General features: G+C 71.4%; 18 protein-coding genes and 1 pseudogene. 14 read left to right on the top strand and 5 right to left on the bottom strand.

From position 1 onward, the window contains the following. The first annotated feature begins 283 nt into the window (after positions 1 to 283). Positions 284 to 1,144 carry an isocitrate lyase/PEP mutase family protein gene (locus CV755_RS11470; protein ID WP_109280105.1) on the top strand — a complete coding sequence of 287 codons (861 nt, stop codon included), beginning with the start codon at positions 284 to 286 and terminating at the stop codon, positions 1,142 to 1,144. A 22-nt stretch (positions 1,145 to 1,166) separates the two neighbouring features. Here CV755_RS11470 and CV755_RS11465 read toward each other — a convergent pair whose 3' ends face one another. Beyond that, positions 1,167 to 2,372: an FUSC family protein gene (locus tag CV755_RS11465; protein ID WP_109280104.1), complete on the bottom strand. Its 1,206-nt coding sequence runs from the start codon at positions 2,370 to 2,372 to the stop codon at positions 1,167 to 1,169. 75 nt (positions 2,373 to 2,447) lie between these two features. Continuing rightward, on the bottom strand, positions 2,448 to 4,043 hold the full coding sequence (locus tag CV755_RS11460; RefSeq protein ID WP_153068643.1) for an nSTAND1 domain-containing NTPase: 1,596 nt from the start codon (positions 4,041 to 4,043) through the stop codon (positions 2,448 to 2,450). 283 nt (positions 4,044 to 4,326) lie between these two features. On the opposite strand from CV755_RS11460, the gene CV755_RS11455 reads away from it, so the two are divergent. The 10 genes from CV755_RS11455 to CV755_RS11410 all read left to right on the top strand — a co-directional run bounded on the left by CV755_RS11455 (position 4,327) and on the right by CV755_RS11410 (position 13,599). Beyond that, the gene (locus tag CV755_RS11455; RefSeq protein WP_109280102.1) at positions 4,327 to 5,262 is read left to right on the top strand and encodes an HpcH/HpaI aldolase/citrate lyase family protein; all 936 of its coding nucleotides are present in this window, start codon (positions 4,327 to 4,329) and stop codon (positions 5,260 to 5,262) included. Next, positions 5,259 to 6,491 carry an aminotransferase class I/II-fold pyridoxal phosphate-dependent enzyme gene (locus CV755_RS11450; protein ID WP_109280101.1) on the top strand — a complete coding sequence of 411 codons (1,233 nt, stop codon included), beginning with the start codon at positions 5,259 to 5,261 and terminating at the stop codon, positions 6,489 to 6,491. The genes CV755_RS11455 and CV755_RS11450 overlap by 4 nt, the downstream gene beginning before the upstream one ends. Positions 6,492 to 6,529: 38 nt before the next feature. Further along, on the top strand, positions 6,530 to 7,063 hold the full coding sequence (locus tag CV755_RS11445) for a MaoC family dehydratase (protein WP_422070536.1): 534 nt from the start codon (positions 6,530 to 6,532) through the stop codon (positions 7,061 to 7,063). Then, on the top strand, positions 7,060 to 8,394 hold the full coding sequence (locus tag CV755_RS11440) for a preATP grasp domain-containing protein (RefSeq protein ID WP_109280099.1): 1,335 nt from the start codon (positions 7,060 to 7,062) through the stop codon (positions 8,392 to 8,394). Before CV755_RS11445 ends, CV755_RS11440 begins: the two co-directional genes overlap by 4 nt. Before the next feature lie 56 nt (positions 8,395 to 8,450). Further along, positions 8,451 to 9,596: a glycine amidinotransferase gene (locus CV755_RS11435; protein ID WP_109280098.1), complete on the top strand. Its 1,146-nt coding sequence runs from the start codon at positions 8,451 to 8,453 to the stop codon at positions 9,594 to 9,596. A gap of 5 nt (positions 9,597 to 9,601) precedes the next feature. After that, positions 9,602 to 10,537: a quinone oxidoreductase family protein gene (locus CV755_RS11430; RefSeq protein ID WP_109280097.1), complete on the top strand. Its 936-nt coding sequence runs from the start codon at positions 9,602 to 9,604 to the stop codon at positions 10,535 to 10,537. A 123-nt stretch (positions 10,538 to 10,660) separates the two neighbouring features. Further along, complete coding sequence (locus tag CV755_RS11425; RefSeq protein ID WP_109280096.1) at positions 10,661 to 11,086, top strand: cold-shock protein; 426 nt, start codon at positions 10,661 to 10,663, stop codon at positions 11,084 to 11,086. A gap of 146 nt (positions 11,087 to 11,232) precedes the next feature. Next, a complete protein-coding gene (locus tag CV755_RS11420; protein WP_109280095.1) occupies positions 11,233 to 12,318 on the top strand; it encodes an S-(hydroxymethyl)mycothiol dehydrogenase in 1,086 nt (361 codons plus the stop codon). Continuing rightward, entirely contained in the window at positions 12,318 to 12,947 is a 630-nt protein-coding gene (locus tag CV755_RS11415) for an MBL fold metallo-hydrolase (RefSeq protein ID WP_109280094.1), read from the top strand. The genes CV755_RS11420 and CV755_RS11415 overlap by 1 nt, the downstream gene beginning before the upstream one ends. Before the next feature lie 25 nt (positions 12,948 to 12,972). After that, entirely contained in the window at positions 12,973 to 13,599 is a 627-nt protein-coding gene (locus CV755_RS11410) for a pyridoxamine 5'-phosphate oxidase family protein (RefSeq protein WP_241561132.1), read from the top strand. 49 nt (positions 13,600 to 13,648) lie between these two features. On the opposite strand, the pseudogene CV755_RS11405 reads toward CV755_RS11410, so the two are convergent. After that, positions 13,649 to 14,026, bottom strand: a pseudogene (locus CV755_RS11405) (L,D-transpeptidase); the annotation flags it as partial. A gap of 193 nt (positions 14,027 to 14,219) precedes the next feature. Next, on the bottom strand, positions 14,220 to 14,981 hold the full coding sequence (locus CV755_RS11400; RefSeq protein WP_109280091.1) for a DUF72 domain-containing protein: 762 nt from the start codon (positions 14,979 to 14,981) through the stop codon (positions 14,220 to 14,222). Positions 14,982 to 15,018: 37 nt separating this feature from the next. Here CV755_RS11400 and CV755_RS11395 point away from each other — a divergent pair, with 37 nt between their 5' ends. The 3 genes from CV755_RS11395 (at position 15,019) to CV755_RS11385 (ending at position 17,905) form a co-directional block, all read left to right on the top strand. Next, positions 15,019 to 15,450 (top strand): HIT family protein, encoded by a 432-nt coding sequence (locus CV755_RS11395; RefSeq protein WP_109280090.1) that lies wholly within the window; start codon positions 15,019 to 15,021, stop codon positions 15,448 to 15,450. Positions 15,451 to 15,502: 52 nt separating this feature from the next. Beyond that, the gene (locus tag CV755_RS11390; RefSeq protein WP_109280089.1) at positions 15,503 to 16,807 is read left to right on the top strand and encodes a phosphoribosyltransferase family protein; all 1,305 of its coding nucleotides are present in this window, start codon (positions 15,503 to 15,505) and stop codon (positions 16,805 to 16,807) included. 99 nt (positions 16,808 to 16,906) lie between these two features. Next, positions 16,907 to 17,905, top strand: a complete 999-nt coding sequence (locus CV755_RS11385; protein ID WP_109280088.1) for a DUF1259 domain-containing protein — start codon at positions 16,907 to 16,909, stop codon at positions 17,903 to 17,905. Positions 17,906 to 18,189: 284 nt separating this feature from the next. Here CV755_RS11385 and CV755_RS11380 read toward each other — a convergent pair whose 3' ends face one another. Beyond that, on the bottom strand, positions 18,190 to 18,363 hold the full coding sequence (locus tag CV755_RS11380) for a CsbD family protein (RefSeq protein ID WP_109280087.1): 174 nt from the start codon (positions 18,361 to 18,363) through the stop codon (positions 18,190 to 18,192). Positions 18,364 to 18,427 lie beyond the last annotated feature (64 nt).

The raw sequence follows: 18,427 nt of genomic DNA, 5'->3' as shown, positions 1-18,427 counted from the left end.
TGCCCCATGACCATCTCTTGACTAACGTCGGTCACCGATGACCGGCAGAGTTCAAGTGGCAGAGTTCATGTGAACATGGGCCTTTGTTGGGGGTACTTCACCCCGGCAATACGGCAGAGTCCCGGTGCCGGCACAAGCGAAGAACACTCCAACAGCAGAGCCGGGGTGCCCCGTTGACGGCGGGACACCCCGGCTCCCGGTCAGGCACACGCCCGGGCGGTCCCCGGCTTGGCGGCATCGGTCGGCCCGGCGCGTAAACAACAACCCAACTCCGGAGGGTACCGTGAACCACCCCAATCGGCTACGCGCGGCCATCGCCGCCGAGGGCACCACTCCGCTCATCGGTGTCTTCGATATGTTCTCAGCCTCGGTGGCGGCCCGGCACTACGACGGCATGTTCGTCTCCGGCTTCGGCTTCGCCGCCTCCTACTACGGGCTGCCGGACATCGGATTCATCGCCTGGCCCGACATCGTGGCCTTCGTCCAGCGGTTACGCCTGGCCTTCCCCCAGCAGCATCTGCTGGTGGACATCGACGACGGCTATGTGGACCCGGAGACTGCCTGCCACACGGTGCAACTCCTGGAATCCATCGGGGCGTCGGGGGTGATCCTGGAGGACCAGAAGCGCCCGCGCCGCTGCGGCCATGTGGACGGCAAGCAGGTGCTGCCGCTGGGGGAGTATCTGGAGAAGCTCCAGATGGTGCTGGACTCCCGGCGCGACCTGGTGGTGGTGGCCCGTACCGACGCCACCGAGGAGGCGGAGATCCTGCGCCGGGCCAAGGCGCTGGCGGCCACCGACGCGGATGTGGTGCTGGTGGACGGGGTGCGCAGCGTGGACTGGATCCGCAAGGTGCGCGATGTCATCGGCGACAAGCCGCTGTTGTTCAACCAGATCGCGGGCGGCAAGTCCCCCCGGCTGTCGCTGCCGGAGCTCTCGGAGCTCGGTGTGGATGTGGCCATCTACAGCACTCCTTGCCTGTTCGCCGCCCAGACGGCGATGGACGCGGCGCTGGCCCGGCTCAAACAGGACGAGGGCCGGCTGCCGGAGTTCACCTCCGCCAGTGTGGGCGTGGCCGAGTGCCTGGCCCTGCTGGAGAAGAACATCAGCCGCCACCACGGCCGGGACCGGGTGCCCATCGGGTAGGCGGCTCGGGCAGGGGGCGGCCTCAGATCCGCCCCCCGGTCAGCAGCCGCCGCAGCCGGTCCAGTTTGGGATAGCGCTCGCGCAATTCCCTTGAACGCCGGTCCAGTTCCTCCCACAGCCGCGCGGAGCGCTGCTCCACGTCGAGTTCGGCCAGCACCCGGTCCATCTCGGCCAGCAGTGCTCCCTGCAACTGCCACTGTTCCGAGTCTTCCCGGACCCGGGACAGCAGCAGCGCGGCGGCGTGCTCCCGGCTGGTCCGGGCCGCGGCCAGGTCCTCGGCCAGCCGGTTCTCCGCCGCCTCGGCATTCGCACTGACCTGGGTGGTGATCAGCACCGCGAAGCTCTCCACCGCACGGGCCAGATGGCCCAGGACGTCCTTCAGGGCGTCCGCCACATCGGGCGGGAAGAGCGGTTCGTCGGGCCGTTCCTTGGCCAGGTCGGTCAGGGTGCGGCTCATCACCCGCAGCACCACGGCGGAGATCTCCAGCGCGTCCAGGCCGGTACGCAGCACGATCCGGGACAGCAGCCCCTCCTTGACCCGGGGGTTGAACCGCAGGCTGTCCTCGGCCTGCCGCAGCGAGGCGTCCACCTGGGCCACATCATGGTCCAGGCGCCGGGCCTCGTGCAGCCGGGCGGCGGCCTCCTCCACCGGGATGTGCCGTCCCACGGCCGTGGCCATATGCTCCAGCAGCCGGCGCATCCGGCGGGCCATCTCCTCGATGGCCTGGCCGGCGGGCTCCACCCAGACCGGCGGCACCAGCAGCACATTGAACAGCAGGCCCACTCCGGCGCCGATCAGCGTCTCCAGCACCCGGTCCCAGGCGGTCTCCGCCACCCGGGTGACGCCCAGCACCAGCATGGCGCTGATGGCCACCTCGGGGACGAATTCATCCACCCGGACGAAGTGCCCGATCACCAGCGAGGCGAAGATGATCAGGCCCAGGCTCCACCAGGTCAGGCCCACCAGGACGCTGAAGCCAATGGCGATCAGGACTCCGGCCACCACCGAGTTCACCCGGCGGATGCCGGTGGTGAGGGTGGAGTAGAGGGTCACCTGGACGACCAGCAGTGCGGTCAGCGGGGCGGTCAGCGGGGCCGGTTCCCGGCTGAGGTTCAGGGCCACCACATAGGAGATCACCGCCGCCGCGGTGGAGCGCACCGTCTGCGCCACCACCGGTTCTCTGCCACGGCGTGCCAGGTCGGTCAGGGGTTTGACGATCTCGACCACGCCACTCGTGTTCCCGATCAAGACCTGAGCTAACGGATCACTTGGCCGGGTCCCTTCGGGGCCGCCACCGCCCCGCTACCGCACGGCCAGCGGGGCGGTGGCCGCGACCACCAGGGCCAGGGTGGTCACCAAGGTGGCCAGCAGCGCGATCAGCCGCCGCTGCCCCCGCAGCCGGGCCCGCCGGTCCGCCTCCCGGCGGCGGCGAGCGCTCTGCGCCCGTGCCCCGGCGGCCAGAAAGTCCCGCTCGGCCGCCGTCAGCCGGTCGTCCGGCGGACCCGGCCGCCGGGCCTCGGCCAGCCGCCGCCCCCGGTAGAGCAGCGCGGGGTCGCGCCCGGCGGCCCGCCAGGCGGCGGCCGCCTCAGTCAGGGCCTGCCTGCGGCGCAGGCCCTCGGGGTCCTCGGCGGTCCACCTGGCCAGCCGGGGCCAGGCGTGCTGGGCCGCGCCATGCGCCAGGGCGACCCGGTCCCCGTCCAGGGTCAGCACCCGGGCGGCGGCGAGGTGTTCGAGCACGGCCGCGGTGCCGGGGTCGTCGTCCAGGGTGCCGCGCGGCACCGGGCGCGGTACCCCGCCCGGACCGCCGGGATCGACCAGGCGCAGCAGCACCTGCCGGGCGCGTTCCCGCCCGGCGCCGGGCAGGGCGGTGAAGGCGCTCTCGGCGGCCTCCGCCAGGGTCCGCTCGATGCCGCCGGTCTCCCGGAACCGGGCCAGGGTCAGCAGGGTGCCGGTGCGGGCGCGCCAGGTGGCCAGCAGGGCGCGGGAGAGCAGGGGCAGCGCCCCGGGCTGTCCGGCGGCCCCGGCGATCAGCACCGCGAGCAGCCGGTCCTCCACGGTGCAGTCGGCGCGGGCGGCGGGTTCCACGATGGCCCGGTGGAGTTCCTCGGGGGTCATCGGTGCCATGGTCAGCGGTTGGGCCAGCAGGGGGTGGCCGGTGAAGTACGGGAGGGCGTCGGAGCGTACCGCCAGCAGCAGGCGGCAGGGCGCGGTGCCGGGGCGGGCGGCCTGCCAGAGGGCGTCGAGGAACCGCCGGGCTTCGGCGGGGTGCGGGCAGTGGGTGCGCAGTTGTTCCAGCTGGTCCACCACCAGCAGCGGCCGGGGTCCGCCGGGGGGCCGTTCGCGGGCGAGGTGTGCCAGGCAGCGGGTGAGGGTGCGCCCGGGTTGGGGGCCGGGGGTGCAGCTCAGTACGGCCGGTGCGGGGTCGGCGGCCCGCAGCCGGGCCAGCGGGCCCGCGTTGAGCAGGGAGGTCTTGCCGCAGCCGGAGGGGCCGGTCACCACGGCCACCCGCTCGGCGCGCAGGCGTCCGCAGACCTCCTCCACCAGGCGTTCCCGGCCGAAGTAGCGGCCGGAGTCGGTGACTTGGTAGGGGGCGGCGCCCGGGTAGGGCGGGTGGTGGCTGCCGCCGGGGCCGGTCAGGGAGGCGGCCACCGTGTGCCAGCGGGCCTCCCACTCCTTGACATCGCCGCCGCAGGCGCGGACATAGGCGCTGGTCACCGCGAGGGTGGGCAGTTTACGGCCGCCGGCGGCCACGGAGAGGCTGGCGGCCGAGGAGTGGGCGCGCAGGGCGAGTTGGCGGTAGGTGGGGCTCCCGGCCCGCTGCCGCAGCAGCCGCAGATCGGCGGCGAATCTCAGCAGGGGGGCGTCCCCCTCGTCCAATGGCCGCTCTCTTCGTGGCACTTGACCCGCCTTCCTCCCCGTGGCAATGGGCGGATCAGCACGCTATCCACTGCGGAACGGTCAACAGCACCATAAATTCCGTCGTTTCAGCGAAGAACACCGTGAGATATGACCATCAAGACCGTTCATTTTCGATTGTTCGGCGTTGGTTGCAGTTGGTTGTTCGAGCCGCAGGCACCGGTCCCGAACAACGCGGTTGCGGTAGGCATGGAACGGCGGGGGGCCGATCAACGGACGGCACCCGCTGTCTTGCCCATGTGCCGCACCCGGTCGGAGAACAGCAATGAAGTACACGCGGTACTGCCGGTCCCTGTTATCCACTCCCGCCACCGCCGTCGGCCGGTACCTCGCCGGTCACCGGTCCGGGGCGGACATTGCCATGGTCGATCTGGAGGACTCCGTTCCGCCGGCGCGGAAGGAGGAGGCCAGACAGCGGGCCGAAGCCTTCTTCTCCGCGCCCTCGGCCCGGGGGGTGCGCTGTGCGGTGCGGATCAACGCCGTCAGCCAGGCGGAGGGGCTGCGGGATCTGCTGGCCCTGCGCGGCTATCCGGTCAAACCGGATGTGGTGCTGGTGCCCATGGTGGAGTCCCGGCGCGATATCGAGATCGTGGAGGAGGTGCTCCGCCCCTCCTGCCCGGACACCGAGTTCTTCGCGGTGCTGGAGACCCCGCGCGGCCTCCAGGACGCGCCCGCCATCGCCACCGCCTCGCCCCGGCTGCGCGCCCTGGTCTTCGGCTCGGCGGACTATGTGCTGGCCACCGGCGCCCGGCTGTCCTGGGAGACGCTGTCCTACGCCCGGTCCCGGCTGGTCAACAGCGCTCGCGCGGCGGGCATCGAGGTGATGGACTCGCCGCTGTTCGAGGTCTTCGACGAAGGCGCCCTGGCCTGCGAGGCCGCGCTCGCCAAGGACCTGGGATTCAGCGGGAAGATCGCGGTCCACCCGCGCCAAGTCCCGGTGATCAACCGGGCGTTCTCCCCCGACGACCACACCCTGGCCCGGGCCCGGAAGATCGTCGAGGCGGGCCGGCGCAACGGCCGGGACATCACCGTGGTGGACGGCGCCATGGTCGGCATGCCGTTCTTCGAGGCGTCCCGGAAGCTCGTCGAGGAATTCGGCGAGGAGCCGGACGAGTGCCATCCGCAAACCGGATGCCGTCCGCAGACCGAGTGCCGTCCGCAGACCGTGCACTCCAGCCCCGCATCGCAGGAGAGGGAATGATGGCCGGAAATCCCCCACTTGACATCGCAGGTCCGCACCACTACCGCAATAGCGCCACCATGCTCCGGGCCGCGGACCCCGCCTGGCAGGGCGCCGCCCAGGCCGGACTGATCGGCATCCGGGCGGACACCCCGGACGCCAACAACCGGCTGGTGGACCCGGACAGCGGCCATGAGTTCGTCAATATGTGCTCCTGCGCCTATCTGGGCCTCAACCACCACCCGGCGATCATCCAGGGTGCCATTGACGCGCTCCAGGAAGCCCGGGCCACCTGGCTGGTGGTGGCCACCACCCGGATCCGCCACCGGCTGCTGGCCCGGCTGGAGGAGGAACTGGGCGAGCTCTTCGGCGCCCATGTGCTGCCCGGCGCCTCCTGTACCGCGCTGACCGCCGGCATCCTGCCGCTGATCGCCTCCGGGCACCTGGGCGACGGCGAGCCCAGGGTGATGGTCTTCGACCGCTTCTGCCACTTCTGTATGTCCTATGTCAAACCCATCTGCGCCGATGAGTCCCTGGTGCTCACCTGCGGCCACAATGACCTGGACCAGCTGGAGGACATCTGCCGCCGCTATCCCAGGGTCACCTATGTCGCCGACGGTGCCTACTCCATGGGCGGCGCCGCGGCCCTGGACGGACTGCGCGAACTCCAGGACCGCTACGGCCTGTTCCTCTACATCGACGACTCCCACTCGCTGTCCATCATGGGCGAGCGGGGCCAGGGCTTTGTCCGGTCCCGGCTGGAGTCCAACGAGCTGACGGTGATCGTCTCCAGTCTGGGCAAGGGTTTCGGCACCGGCGGCGGGATCGCCATGCTGGGCAGCCGGGCCCTGTTCGAGTTCCTGCACCGCCATGCCGGACCGGTGGGCTGGTCACAGAACATGTCCCTGCCGCTGGTGGGTGCCTCGCTGGCCAGTGCCGCCCTGCACCGCTCCGGCGAACTGGCCGTACTCCAGCAGCGGTTGCGGGAGAACATCGAGCACTTCGACCGCAGCTACCCCACCGTCTTCGCGGGCAACGGACTGCCGGTACGGCGCATCACGGTGGGCGAACCCCAGGCGGCGGTCAAGCTCTCCGAGGAGATGTACCGGCGCGGCTTCTACTGCTCCGCCGTCTTCTTCCCCATCGTCCCCAAGGGCGAGGCCGGGCTGCGCATCATGATCCGCTCCGACCTCCCCCGGGAGAAGCTCGACGAGTTCATCGGTCATATCCGCGAACTCACCCCCTGCTGAAGCCAGTTGACCGCTGAATCCAGTCGAGAGGAGACGACGTGCCGCCCAGCGGCTATGAACGCATCGGGCCCCAGCGGTTCCGCGAAGTGGTCGGTTTCCACTACGAGGACTTCACCGTCGGCGAGGTGATCGAGCACCGCCCCGGACGGACCGTCACCGAGATGGACAACGTGCTGATGAGCATGCTGTCCATGAACGACGCCCCGCTGCACATCGACCACGCCTACTGCGAGAGCACCCCCTGGGGCCGCCCGCTGGTGTCCAGCCTGGTGACCCTGAGCATCGTCGGCGGCATGACCGCCCGCAGCACCAGCGGCCGGACCCTGGCCAACCTCGGCTGGGGCAACATCCGGCTGCCGCACCCGGTGTTCGTCGGTGACACCCTCTATTCGGAGACCGAGATCCTCGGCAAACGCCCCTCCAGGAGCAGGCCGGGCGAGGGCATCGTCTCCTGCCGGACCACCGGCACCACCGCCAAGGGCGATGTGGTGATCGTCTTCGAACGGAGCTTCCTGGTGCCCTGCCGCGACCGTCCCGGCGCGGAACCCGCCGGGCGGAAGGGGAGCGAATGACGACCCTGCTCATCGGCAACACCCGTACCCGGGAGATGGTGGGCGACCCGGCGGTTCCTTCACCCGCCGAGCGCCGGGCCGCCGCCTGCGCCGCCCACCGTCTGCTGTGGTGGGCCCGGGACGGTGATGTACTGGTGCTGCCCACCGCGCCGGGCGAGGATTTCACCGAATACGTCACCGCCCGTACCGGCACCCGGCGCGCCACCCTCACCATGCTGGTCCCCCCGCCGGGCCGCCATGGCGCGGGCATCCTCTCCCCGGACCGGCTGGCCGGGCCCGGCTTCCGGGCCGCGCTGCACCGTACCCTGGCCGGGCGGGTGGTGCGGCGGGTGCTGCCGGTGTGCGCGGAACCGGCGGTGGCCCGGCTCGCCCAGGACCTGGGTTGCGCGGCGGCGCTGCCCGGCCATGCCTTCCACGCCCAGGGCGGTGCCGCCCTGGTCAACAGCAAGGCCGCCTTCCGGGCCATCGCCGCGGGCACCGGCATCCCCCTCGCCCCCGGCACGGTGGCGAACACCGAGGCCGAGGCGGTGGCGGCTGTCACGGCGCTGCTCGGCGAGGGCCACTGCGCCATGCTCAAAAGGGAGTTCGCGGCCGGCGGGCAGGGCAATCTCATCGTCGCTCCGCGCCCCGGCATCCGGCCGCTGGGCGCGAGCGAGGTCCTGGTGCTGCCCACCGGCCCGGACATCGAGGCCCTGCTCGGCGAGCGGTGGCCCGTACTCTCCAACGGCCACCGCAATCGCCTGGTCGTCGAGCGCTACCACCCCGAATCCACCGCCGTCTACGCCGAGTTCGACATCGGATCCAAGGCCATCTCCCTGCTGGGCACCGGCGAGATGCTGATGGACCCCACCGTCACCGGGGAAATCACCCCGGCCCTGGTGCTCACCCCGCCCCAGCACCGCCAACTGGTGGCCGACGCCCGGCGGTTGTGCGCCGTCTACCAGGCGATGGGCTACCGGGGCAATATCAGCCCGGACGCCATCCGCACCCCCGCCGGAGAGCTGCTCTTCACCGAGGCCAATGGCCGGCTCACCGGCTCCACCCATCTGCACACCGTCATCGGCACCCGGCTGCTGGGCCGGGGCGCCCACGGCCGGCGGGTCCTCGCCGAGGACGGCGGCCTGCCCGCACCCTCCTTCCGCGCCGCCCGGGACCGCCTGACCGCGGCCGGTCTGGACTTTGACCCGGCCACCGGCACCGGCACCCTGCTGACCGGCGACCACACCCCGGCCAATGGCACGGTCACCCACTGTGTGATCGCCGAGGACCCGGACACCGCCCGGGACATCCAGCGCACCCTGGCCGCGCTGGCCACCGGGGTACGGACCTGACCCGCGCCAACGGATCCGTCACCCAACTCCCCATCCGCGACAGGTGAAAGGCTCCCATGCGCCTCAACAGCTATGACGGCTGGTCCCCGCTGCGTGAAGTGATCCTGGGATCGGCGGAGAACTACTCCTGCCATGAACGCGAGCTCTCCTTCGACCTGTTCTTCCACCCCGAGATGCCCTACGACCAGATGTACTACCCGCGCCATCTGCCACCGGGCCAGGACGGCGCCAAGGGCCGCAGCCCCATCAAACGGCGCTACCTCGAGGAACTCAACGAGGACGTCGAGCAGATGGCCGAGATCCTCACCTCCCTGGGCATCACCGTGCACCGGCCCGCCCGCCTGGACCCGGGCACCCGGGAGGTCCGTACCCCCACCTTCACCGCGGGAGTGATCCCCGCCCTCAATGTCCGCGACAACTGCATCATCTTCGGCGACGAGATCATCGAGACCGCGCCCCAGGTGCGCGCCCGCTACTTCGAGACCCAGTTCCTCAAACCGGTCTTCGCCGAGTACTTCCGGCGCGGCGCCCGCTGGAGCGTGATGCCCCGGCCGCTGATGACCGACGCCTCCTTCGACATCTCCCGGATCACCGAGGACAGCCCGCCCGGCGAACTGCTGGAACCCATCGTCGATCCCCGGCCCTCGCCCTATGACGTGGGGCTGGAGATGATGATCGACGGTGCCCAGTGCCTGAGGCTGGGCCGGGACGTCCTGGTCAACGTCTCCACCGCCAACCACGCCCTGGGCTATGAGTGGCTGGAGCGCCATCTGGCCGGACGGCTGCGTCTGCACCGCCTGGACGCCCTGGCCACCGACCATCTGGACAGCACCGTACTGGCGCTGCGCCCCGGGCTGCTGCTGGTGCGCTCCCCGCAGATCGCCGACCGGCTGCCCAAGCGGCTCCAGAGCTGGGACATGATCTTCCCGCCGGAGCCCCGGGACAACCAGTTCCCCGTCTATGACGACGATGACCTGGTGCTCACCAGCCGCTATATCGACCTCAATGTGCTGTCCGTCTCCCCGGACACCGTACTGGTCAACTCCGCCTGCCCGGAGCTGATGCAGGCCCTGGAGCGCCACCGGCTGACCGTGGTGCCGGTCCGCCACCGGCACCGCCGGCTCTTCGGCGGCGGACTGCACTGCTTCACCCTGGACACCGTGCGCGAGGGGTCCGCGCCCGAGGACTACCTGGGAGGCTGAGCCGGATGCGAGCCGTGGTGATGGACCGCTTCGGCGGCCCCGAGGTGCTGCGGGTCCGGGACATCCCCGAACCCGTCCCCGGCGAGGGCGAGTTCCTGGTGGATGTCACCCTGGCCGGCGTCAACTACGCGGATCTCCATGTGCGGCAAGGCAGTTACCGGCCGCCCGCGCTGCCCGCGGTGCCCGGCGCCGAGGTGGTCGGCCGCCGCCGGGGCGACGGGCGGCGGGTGGCCGCGCTGCTGCGCACCGGCGGCGGCTACGCCCAGGTGGCCGCGGTCCGGGCCGCCTACAGCGTGGAGCTGCCGGAGGACATCGACGACCGCACCGCGGCCGCCCTGCTGGAACAGGGCTGCACCGCCCATGCGGCCCTGGTCACGGTGGGCCGGCTGGCACCGGGCGAGAGTGTGGCGGTGTCCGCCGCGGCGGGCGGGGTGGGGCATCTGGCGGTCCAACTCGCCCTCGCCCTGGGCGCGTCCACCGTGGTCGGCATCGCCTCCACCGAGGAGAAACGGGAGTTGGTGCGCAAGGCCGGAGCCCGGCACGCCATCGCCTCCCCCGAGGAGGTGACCCGGGTGGTGCCCGGCGGCGTCGGCCTCTACCTGGACTCGCTGGGCGGGCCCGGTCTGCGGCCGGTGCTGGCGGCCCTGGCGCCCTTCGGACGGCTGGTCTACTACGGGCACCGGGGCCAGGAACCCACCACTCCCGCCCTGGCGGAGCTGACCGAGCGGTCCCTGGGGCTGCACGCGCTGTGGATGCAGCAAGTGGTCGATGACCGGGCGGTGTTCACCGCCACCGTGGAGCGGCTCTTCGCCCTGGTACGGGACGGGCGGCTCGCCCCGCACCTGGACCGGGTAGCTCCGCTGTCCGAGGCCGCGGCGGTGCACCGCGCCATGGCCGGACGCCGCACCAAGGGCAAAGTGCTTCTGGAACCGGGGACTTGACCCTGTCACCCGCAATCCCCGCCGCCCCGGCGGGGATTGTGCAACACCCGGGCAGTGGATAGGGTCCCCTCGGGTCTGTGGATCAGACCGGTGCTGTCTCGTGGTGTAGGTGGGGAAGTGTCTGTGGTCACGGGTAAGATAATTCGCTTCGATGAGTTCCGCGGTTATGGGTTCGTCGCGCCGGACACCGGTGGCGAGGATGTCTTTATGCACGTCAACGACGTGGACGCGGACAAGCGCCTGATTGTGCCGGGCGCTCTGGTGGAGTTCCTGGTGGAGGAGGGCGACCGGGGGCTCAAGGCCTCCCAGGTCCGGCTGCTGGACCGGGCCGCGGCTCCGCGCTCCGTCTCCCCCCAGCCGGGCGGCTACGCCACCGGCAGCGGCGGGGAGGACGGCGACTGCGATGTCCTGTCCGCCAAGGAGTTCCTGGACGAGGTCACCGAGGCCCTGCTGGGCTCGGCGCCCGGCATGACCGCCGAGCACATCCTCCAGACCCGCCAGCGCCTGCTCCGCCTGGCCACCCACCACGGCTGGGTCGAGAGCCCGTAACGCCCATGCCCGGGCGACCCCTCGGAGGCGGGCCCGAATCCCTGACACCGGGTCTCCCGGTCGAAAGCCGTGCACGGTCATGCGAGAGTGGCCCCATAGACGATCAAGGAAGACCTGATCGGGAAAGACCAGAAAGGGGCCTGACCGTGGCGCAGGAAGTCCGTGGGGTGATCGCACCGGGCCGTGACGAGCCGGTCCGGGTGGAGACCATCGTGGTGCCGGACCCCGGACCCGGCGAGGCCGTGGTGCGGATCCAGGCGTGCGGCGTCTGTCACACCGATCTGCACTACAAGCAGGGCGGCATCAGCGATGACTTCCCCTTCCTGCTCGGCCATGAGGCCTCCGGCGTGGTGGAGGCGGTCGGCGAGGGGGTCACCGAGGTGGCGCCCGGTGACTTTGTGATCCTCAACTGGCGGGCGGTGTGCGGCCAGTGCCGGGCCTGTCTGCGCGGCCGTCCGCAGTACTGCTTCAACACCCATAACGCCCGGCAGAAGATGACGCTCACCGACGGCCGGGAGCTCTCCCCCGCCCTGGGCATCGGCGCCTTCGCGGAGAAGACCCTGGTCGCCGCCGGACAGTGCACCAAGGTCGATCCCCGGGTCTCGCCCGCCGTGGCCGGGCTGCTGGGCTGCGGGGTGATGGCGGGCATCGGTGCCGCCATCAACACCGGCGGGGTGAGCCGGGGCGACTCGGTGGCGGTGATCGGCTGCGGCGGGGTCGGCGACGCCGCCATCGCCGGGTCCCGGCTGGCCGGTGCGGCCCGGATCATCGCGGTGGACATCGACGACCGCAAGCTCGGGACCGCGCAGAAGCTGGGCGCCACCCACACCGTCAACTCCCGGGACACCGACCCGGTCGAGGCCATCCGCGAACTGACCGGCGGTTTCGGCGCCGATGTGGTCATCGAGGCGGTGGGCCGCCCGGAGACCTACCGGCAGGCCTTCTACGCCCGTGACCTGGCCGGCACCGTGGTCCTGGTCGGGGTACCCACCCCGGAGATGAAGCTGGAACTGCCGCTGCTGGATGTCTTCGGGCGCGGCGGTGCGCTGAAGTCCTCCTGGTACGGGGACTGTCTGCCCTCCCGGGACTTCCCGATGCTGATCGACCTGCATTTGCAGGGCCGGCTGGACCTGGGCTCCTTTGTCTCCGAGACCATCGAACTGACCGAGGTGGAGGCCGCGTTCGAGCGGATGCACCGCGGTGATGTGCTGCGCTCGGTGGTGGTCTTCTGATGCCGGCCGCCATTGGGCACCTGGTCACCTCGGGCACCTTCTCGCTGGACGGCGGGGTCTGGGAGGTGGACAACAATGTCTGGCTGGTCGGCGACGAGCACGAGGTGCTGGTGGTGGACGCCGCCCATGACGCCGAGGCCATCGCGGAAGCGGTGGGCGGCCGGCGAGTGGTGGCCATTGTGTGCACCCACGCCCATGACGACCATATCGACGCCGCGCCCGCACTGGCCGAACTGACCGGTGCGCCCGTGCTGTTGCACCCCGCCGATCTGCCGCTGTGGCGGCTGACCCATCCGGACCGGGGGCCGGACGGCGAGCTGTCGGACGGCCAGGTGCTGCGGGTGGCCGGCATGGAGCTGACCGTGCTGCACACCCCGGGCCATGCCCCGGGCGCCGTCTGTCTGTACGCTCCCGCGCTGGACGCGGTGTTCACCGGGGACACCCTCTTCCAGGGCGGTCCGGGCGCCACCGGACGGTCCTTCTCCGACTTCCCCACCATCATCGCCTCCATCCGGGAGCGGCTGCTGGCCCTCCCGCCGCACACCACGGTGCACACGGGGCATGGGGAGTCCACCACCATCGGCGCGGAAGCGCCGCACCTCGGGGAGTGGCTGGCCCGCGGCCACTGATCCCCCAGCGGAAAGGGAAGCCGGCGTGGAAACAAGCGAGTTGACGGAGATAACGGACCCGGCGGAGCTGCGCGCGCTGCTCGGCGAGCCGCTGCCCCGGGTGGCGCACAAGGAACGCCCGTGCCTCAGTGAGATCGACCGGCAGTGGCTGGCCCACTCGCCGTTCTGCCTGGTGGCCACCTCGGCCGCGGACGGCAGTTGCGATGTCTCCCCCAAGGGCGACCCCGCCGGGTTCACCCTGGTCCTGGACGACCGGACCATTGTGCTGCCCGAACGGCCGGGCAACCGGCGGGCGGACGGCTTCCACAATGTGCTGAGCAACCCGCATGTGGGCCTGATCTATCTGGTGCCGGGCCGTTCCGACACCCTGCGCATCAACGGCCGGGCGCGGCTGCTGAGCGACGCCCCGTTCTTCGACCGGATGACGGTCCGCGGCCACCGGCCCCGGGTCGCCCTGCTGGTGGAAGTGGAGGAGGTGTTCTACCACTGCTCCAAGGCGTTTCTGCGGTCCGAGCTGTGGCGGCAGGAGACCTGGAACCCGGAGGCGGTGCCTTCCCGGGCCCGTATCGCCCAGGCCATGGAGCGCCCGGAGGATTCGCTGGAGGAACTGGAGCGCTACTACGGCCCCGACTACGCCAGGAATCTCTACTGAGGCCGCGGCCCTTTCCCTCGCGGGGGCGGCGGCCCCCGCGAGAACCGGCTCAGGTGCCCGGCTTGCGGCCGTAGATGAAGACCGCGTCACCGGTGCGCAACCGCTGCCAGTACGCCTTGGCGTCCCTGACCCGCATATTGACGCAGCCATGGGAGCCGGGCGGCGAGTAGACGCTGCCGGCGATGGCGTGGAACGCCTCCCCGCCGTCGAAGAACTGGCTGTAGGGCATGCGGACGTCGTACAGCGTGGACATATGGTCCTTGTCGCGCAGATAGATGCGCTTCAGCCCGGTCCGGGTGACAAATCCCTTGCGGCCGGAGCGTATATGGACCGGTCCATAGGTGATCCGCTTGCCGTCCTGGATCCAGCTGATCTGCCGGGTGAGATCCACGCAGGCGATACGCCCCTTATTGGTGGGGCACTTGTGGTGGGAGTCGGTGGCGGCCTGTGCGGAACCGCCGCTCGCCAGGGCCAGCGGCACCGCCAGCCCCGCGGCCGCGAGCAGCACGGCCAGCCGCGTTCTGATCCTCTGTGTAGTCGTCACGCCGGTAAGACATCAGATGACACCGAACGGTTGTACGTGAACTGGCCGTTTTTTTCGGGACATTCGGGACAGGTATTCAGTCCTTGCCGGGCGGCTCCGGGACCGTCCGTCCCAGCCCTCGTACCAGCCCGGCGAACACCCGGGCGTCATGGACCGCGGCCCCGCCGGGATCGTTGTTGAAGTACGCGTACACCTGCGCCCCGTCCGGCCAGGCATCGGCGATCCGCCCCGCCCAACTGGCCAGCGCCGTACGGCCGTAGCGCGGCCAGGGCCGGGCCCGGCCGGCGTGGAAGCGCAGATAGCCCCAGGGCGCCGTCCGCCACAGCGGGGTCACCGGGCGCGAGCCATGGTCCGCCCAGCACAGCGCCGCGCCCCGGTGCTCCAGCACCTGCCGCACCTCCCGGGTCCACCAGGACTCGTGCCGTGGCTCCACCGCCACCCGGATCCCGGCCGGGAAGCAGGCCAGCGCGGTGTCCAGCAGCCCGGGCGAGACCTTGAGGGTGGGCGGCAGCTGGAGCAGCACCGGCCCCAGCCGCTCCCCCAGCCCGGCCGCGTGCCGCAGCAGCCGCTCCACCGGTTCCTCCGGCTCCCGCAGCCGCTTGATATGGGTCAGGAAGCGGCTGGCCTTGACCGCCATCACAAACCCGGGCGGAGTGCGCTCGCGCCAGGCGGCGAAGGTCTCCGGCGAGGGCAGCCGGTAGAAGGCGTTGTTGTTCTCCAGGGTCACAAAGTGCCGGGCGTACTCCTCCAGCCACAGCCGCTGCGGGCAGCCCTCGGGGTAGAGGACGCCACGCCAGTCCGGGTACTGCCATCCGGAGGTTCCGATGAGTACGGGCATGGGACGATCCCTGCCCCGAGAACCGGAGAGGCTCATCATGACCGACCCGAACTGCGCCTTCTGCGCGATCGTGACCGGTGCCGCCCCGGCCCATCTGGTGTTCGAGGACAACACCGCGGTGGCCTTCCTGGACGCCCGCCCGCTGTTTCCCGGGCATGTGCTGGTGGTGCCCCGGCGGCACACCGCCACCCTCACCGATCTGCCCGCCGCCCAGGTCGGCCCGTTCTTCGAACGGATCCGGCGGATCACCGGGGCGGTGGAGCGCGGCATGGCCGCCGCGGGCAGCTTGGTGGCCGCCAACAACCGGGTCAGCCAGTCGGTGCCCCATCTGCATGTGCATGTGGTGCCCCGCAATCCCCGGGACGGGCTGCGCGGCTTCTTCTGGCCGCGCGGCCGCTATGCCTCCGAGGAGGAGGCCGGGCAGGTGGCGGGGCGGGTACGGGCCGCCCTCAACGGGGACGGAGGCTGAACTTGGCCCGTCGCCGCGGCGGCCGAATACTGGAAGGGCGGGGAGGTGCATCATGCGATTCGACGACAGAGCGGATGCGGGCCGCCGCCTCGCCCAGCGGGTGACGCACCTGCGCGGAGAACATCCGGTGGTGCTGGGCCTGCCACGCGGCGGCGTGCCGGTGGCCTATGAGGTGGCCCGGGAGCTGGACGCCCCACTGGATGTGATCATCGTCCGCAAGCTGGGCGTGCCCTACCACCGTGAGCTGGGCTTCGGCGCCCTCGGTGAGGGCGGCGTACGGGTGGTGCGCGATGACATCATGCGGATGAGCCGGGTGAACGAGCACGACCTGGCCGAGGTCCAGCGCGGCGAGGAGGCCCAGCTGCGGCGGCAGGCCGAACGGTTCCGCGGCGGACGGCCCCGGCTGTCCCTTGAGGGCCGCACCGCGGTGGTGGTGGATGACGGGGTGGCCACCGGATCCACCGCCTCCGCGGCCTGCCGGGTGGCCCGGGCGCAGGGCGCCGCCCGGGTGGTGCTGGCGGTGCCGGTGGCCTCGCCGGACGCGGCCGAGGAGCTGCGGCACGAGGTGGACGAGCTGATCTGCCTGTCCACCCCGGCGCTGTTCTCGGCGGTCGGCGAGTGGTACCGGGACTTCTCCCAGACCGAGGACGAGGAGGTCGTCGAGTTGCTCCGGCGCAATGCCGGTGGCACCGCGCCCGCCACCCATATCCACTCCACCGCCCCGGTGGAGGTGGCGGTGGACGACCGTACGGTGGCCCTGCGGGGCGAGCTGACCATGCCCGCCGGTGCCGTCGGGGTGGTGGCCTTCGCCCATGGCAGCGGGAGCAGCCGGCACAGTCCGCGCAACCGCGCGGTGGCCGAGGCGCTCAACCACGCCGGGCTGGGCACCCTGCTGTTCGATCTGCTCACTCCGGCGGAGGCCGCGGACCGGGCGAATGTCTTCGCCGTGGAGCCGCTGGCCCGCCGGCTGGCCGAGGTGACCGTCTGGCTGCGCAAGGAGGCCGTGCCCGTCTGCTACTTCGGCGCCAGCACGGGTGCCGCGGCCGCGCTGTGGGCCGCCGCGGAGACGCACACCGGCGAAATCGCGGCCGTGGTCTCCCGGGGCGGGCGCCCCGACCTGGCCATGGACCGGCTCCCGGATGTCGGCTCGCCCACCCTGCTGATCGTCGGCGGACAGGACGAGACGGTGCTGGACCTCAACCGGCAGGCGGCGGCGCGCCTGCGCTGCGAGCACCGGCTGGAGGTCGTGCCGGGGGCCACGCATCTGTTTGAGGAGCCGGGTGCGCTGGAGGCGGTCTCCGGGCTCGCCCGGGACTGGTTCCTCGGCCATCTGCTGCCCGCGGCGGCGGCTGCCTAGGTTTTGCGCGCCCGTCGTCCCGCACCGCTGACCGGGGCGCCCGGCAAAGGATCAAGGGCCGGGCTGTTAACGGGCTCCGCGAGGGGGAACTCAAGCGGCATGGAGCGAGCACACGCCCTGGTCAACCGGCGACGGGTGGTGGTGGCCGCGGCCGCGCTGGCGCCCCTGCTGGCCCCGGTGCCGGCCGGCGGCGTAGCCGCCCGGGCCCGGGCCCCGGTCACCCGAGGACGTCCCCTGAACTGCCCGGACCCGGTCCGGCCGGTGTCCACCACCGCCGAGCACTGGGACGAGGTCACCGACACCCTGGCCCGGGACGGGCAGATGCTGCGCGGGCTCTACTTCCATGTGCCCTTTCCGCGCGATGACTTGCGGGTGTGCTGCCGTGGGGTCAGGGTCAGCCCGGCGTTGGCGCTGGGGTCGCATGTGTCCTTTGTCCACTACGAGGACGGCAGCACCCTGGTGATGGGCGATCTGGTGGCCACCGAGGGCGAGTTGCCGAAACTGACCGACGCCCTGCGGGCCGAGGGATTCACCCAGACCGCCATCCATAAGCATCTGCCCGCCCACTCCCCCGAGGTCTGGTGGACCCACGCCCACGCCCATGGGGACGACCCGGCCGCCCTGGCCCGCGGACTGCGCACCGCCCTCAGGCATACCGCCACTCCGCCGCCGGGCGCCGCTCATGCAGCGGAGAGCGTTGACCTGGACACCGACGGGATAGCGGAGGCCCTGGGCACCAAGGGGGTCAGCAGTGGCGGGGTCCACAGCTGCACCTTCAACCGGCGGGAGACCATCACCGACATGGGCCGCGAGCTGCCTCCGGGGCTGGGGGCCACCACGGCCCTCAACTTCCAGCCGCTGGGCGGCGGAAGGGCCGCGCTCAGCGGCGACTTCGCGATGACCGCCGAGGAGGTGCCGGACGCCCTGGCGGCGCTGCGCCGGGGCGGAATCGAGCTGGTGGAGCTGCACAACCATGGTCTGACGGACCAACCCCGGCTGTTCTTCACCCACTTCTGGGCGGTGGACGACGCCGTCAAGCTGGCCCGCGCCCTGCGGCCGGCGCTGGACACCACCAATGTGGAGCCGTCCGTCCCCTGAGGTCGTCTCGCCAACCACGCAGCGGAACTCCGGGAATACGCGAGGGGACTGCGGCTGACCAAATGGGCGGCCACCACTTTCCGCCTTATTCCGCTTTCCCGTTCCGGGCATCGGCCGCCCTCGCCCGGACCGGCGCCGCTCCCCCGGCCCCGGCGGAGGCCGAATGACACCGGCCGCCGGCCATGGCACGGACCGGCGGCCGGGTGTCACAGGAGAGGGCCGGGGCCCCTTTTCCGGGGTCCCGGCCCTTTGCCGTACGGCCCTTGCGGCCTCAGTAACGGCCCTCAGTCCCGAAAGGCGTCCTTGGCCTTCTCCTTGGCGCCGCGCAGATCACCCTTGGCCTTCTCGCCCCGGCCCTCTGCGGTCTTGCGCTCATTGCCCACGGCCCGGCCCGCGGCGTGCTTGACCGCGCCCTTGGCCTGCTCCGCCTTCGCCTTGGCCTTCTCACCGGCACTCATCGTCACTTGCTCCTCTCGACGGCTGTCGTGTTACGGCCGCTCTTCGGGTGCCCCCCTGCTTCAC

Source organism: Streptomyces orinoci, assembly GCF_003121295.1.
Lineage (GTDB): Bacteria > Actinomycetota > Actinomycetes > Streptomycetales > Streptomycetaceae > Streptomyces > Streptomyces orinoci.
Note: the sequence above shows the minus strand (reverse complement) of the source record. Positions and strands in the feature narration are given on the sequence as shown.

Excerpts from the sequence above, each read along its gene's own strand:
- CV755_RS11455 (WP_109280102.1), top strand. The coding sequence starts at position 4,327 with ATGAAGTACACGCGGTACTGCCGGTCCCTGTTATCCACTCCCGCCACC.
- CV755_RS11450 (WP_109280101.1), top strand. The coding sequence starts at position 5,259 with ATGATGGCCGGAAATCCCCCACTTGACATCGCAGGTCCGCACCACTAC.
- CV755_RS11440 (WP_109280099.1), top strand. The coding sequence starts at position 7,060 with ATGACGACCCTGCTCATCGGCAACACCCGTACCCGGGAGATGGTGGGC.
- CV755_RS11435 (WP_109280098.1), top strand. The coding sequence starts at position 8,451 with ATGCGCCTCAACAGCTATGACGGCTGGTCCCCGCTGCGTGAAGTGATC.
- CV755_RS11430 (WP_109280097.1), top strand. The coding sequence starts at position 9,602 with ATGCGAGCCGTGGTGATGGACCGCTTCGGCGGCCCCGAGGTGCTGCGG.
- CV755_RS11415 (WP_109280094.1), top strand. The coding sequence starts at position 12,318 with ATGCCGGCCGCCATTGGGCACCTGGTCACCTCGGGCACCTTCTCGCTG.
- CV755_RS11400 (WP_109280091.1), bottom strand. The coding sequence starts at position 14,981 with ATGCCCGTACTCATCGGAACCTCCGGATGGCAGTACCCGGACTGGCGT.
- CV755_RS11395 (WP_109280090.1), top strand. The coding sequence starts at position 15,019 with ATGACCGACCCGAACTGCGCCTTCTGCGCGATCGTGACCGGTGCCGCC.
- CV755_RS11390 (WP_109280089.1), top strand. The coding sequence starts at position 15,503 with ATGCGATTCGACGACAGAGCGGATGCGGGCCGCCGCCTCGCCCAGCGG.
- CV755_RS11385 (WP_109280088.1), top strand. The coding sequence starts at position 16,907 with ATGGAGCGAGCACACGCCCTGGTCAACCGGCGACGGGTGGTGGTGGCC.
- CV755_RS11380 (WP_109280087.1), bottom strand. The coding sequence starts at position 18,363 with ATGAGTGCCGGTGAGAAGGCCAAGGCGAAGGCGGAGCAGGCCAAGGGC.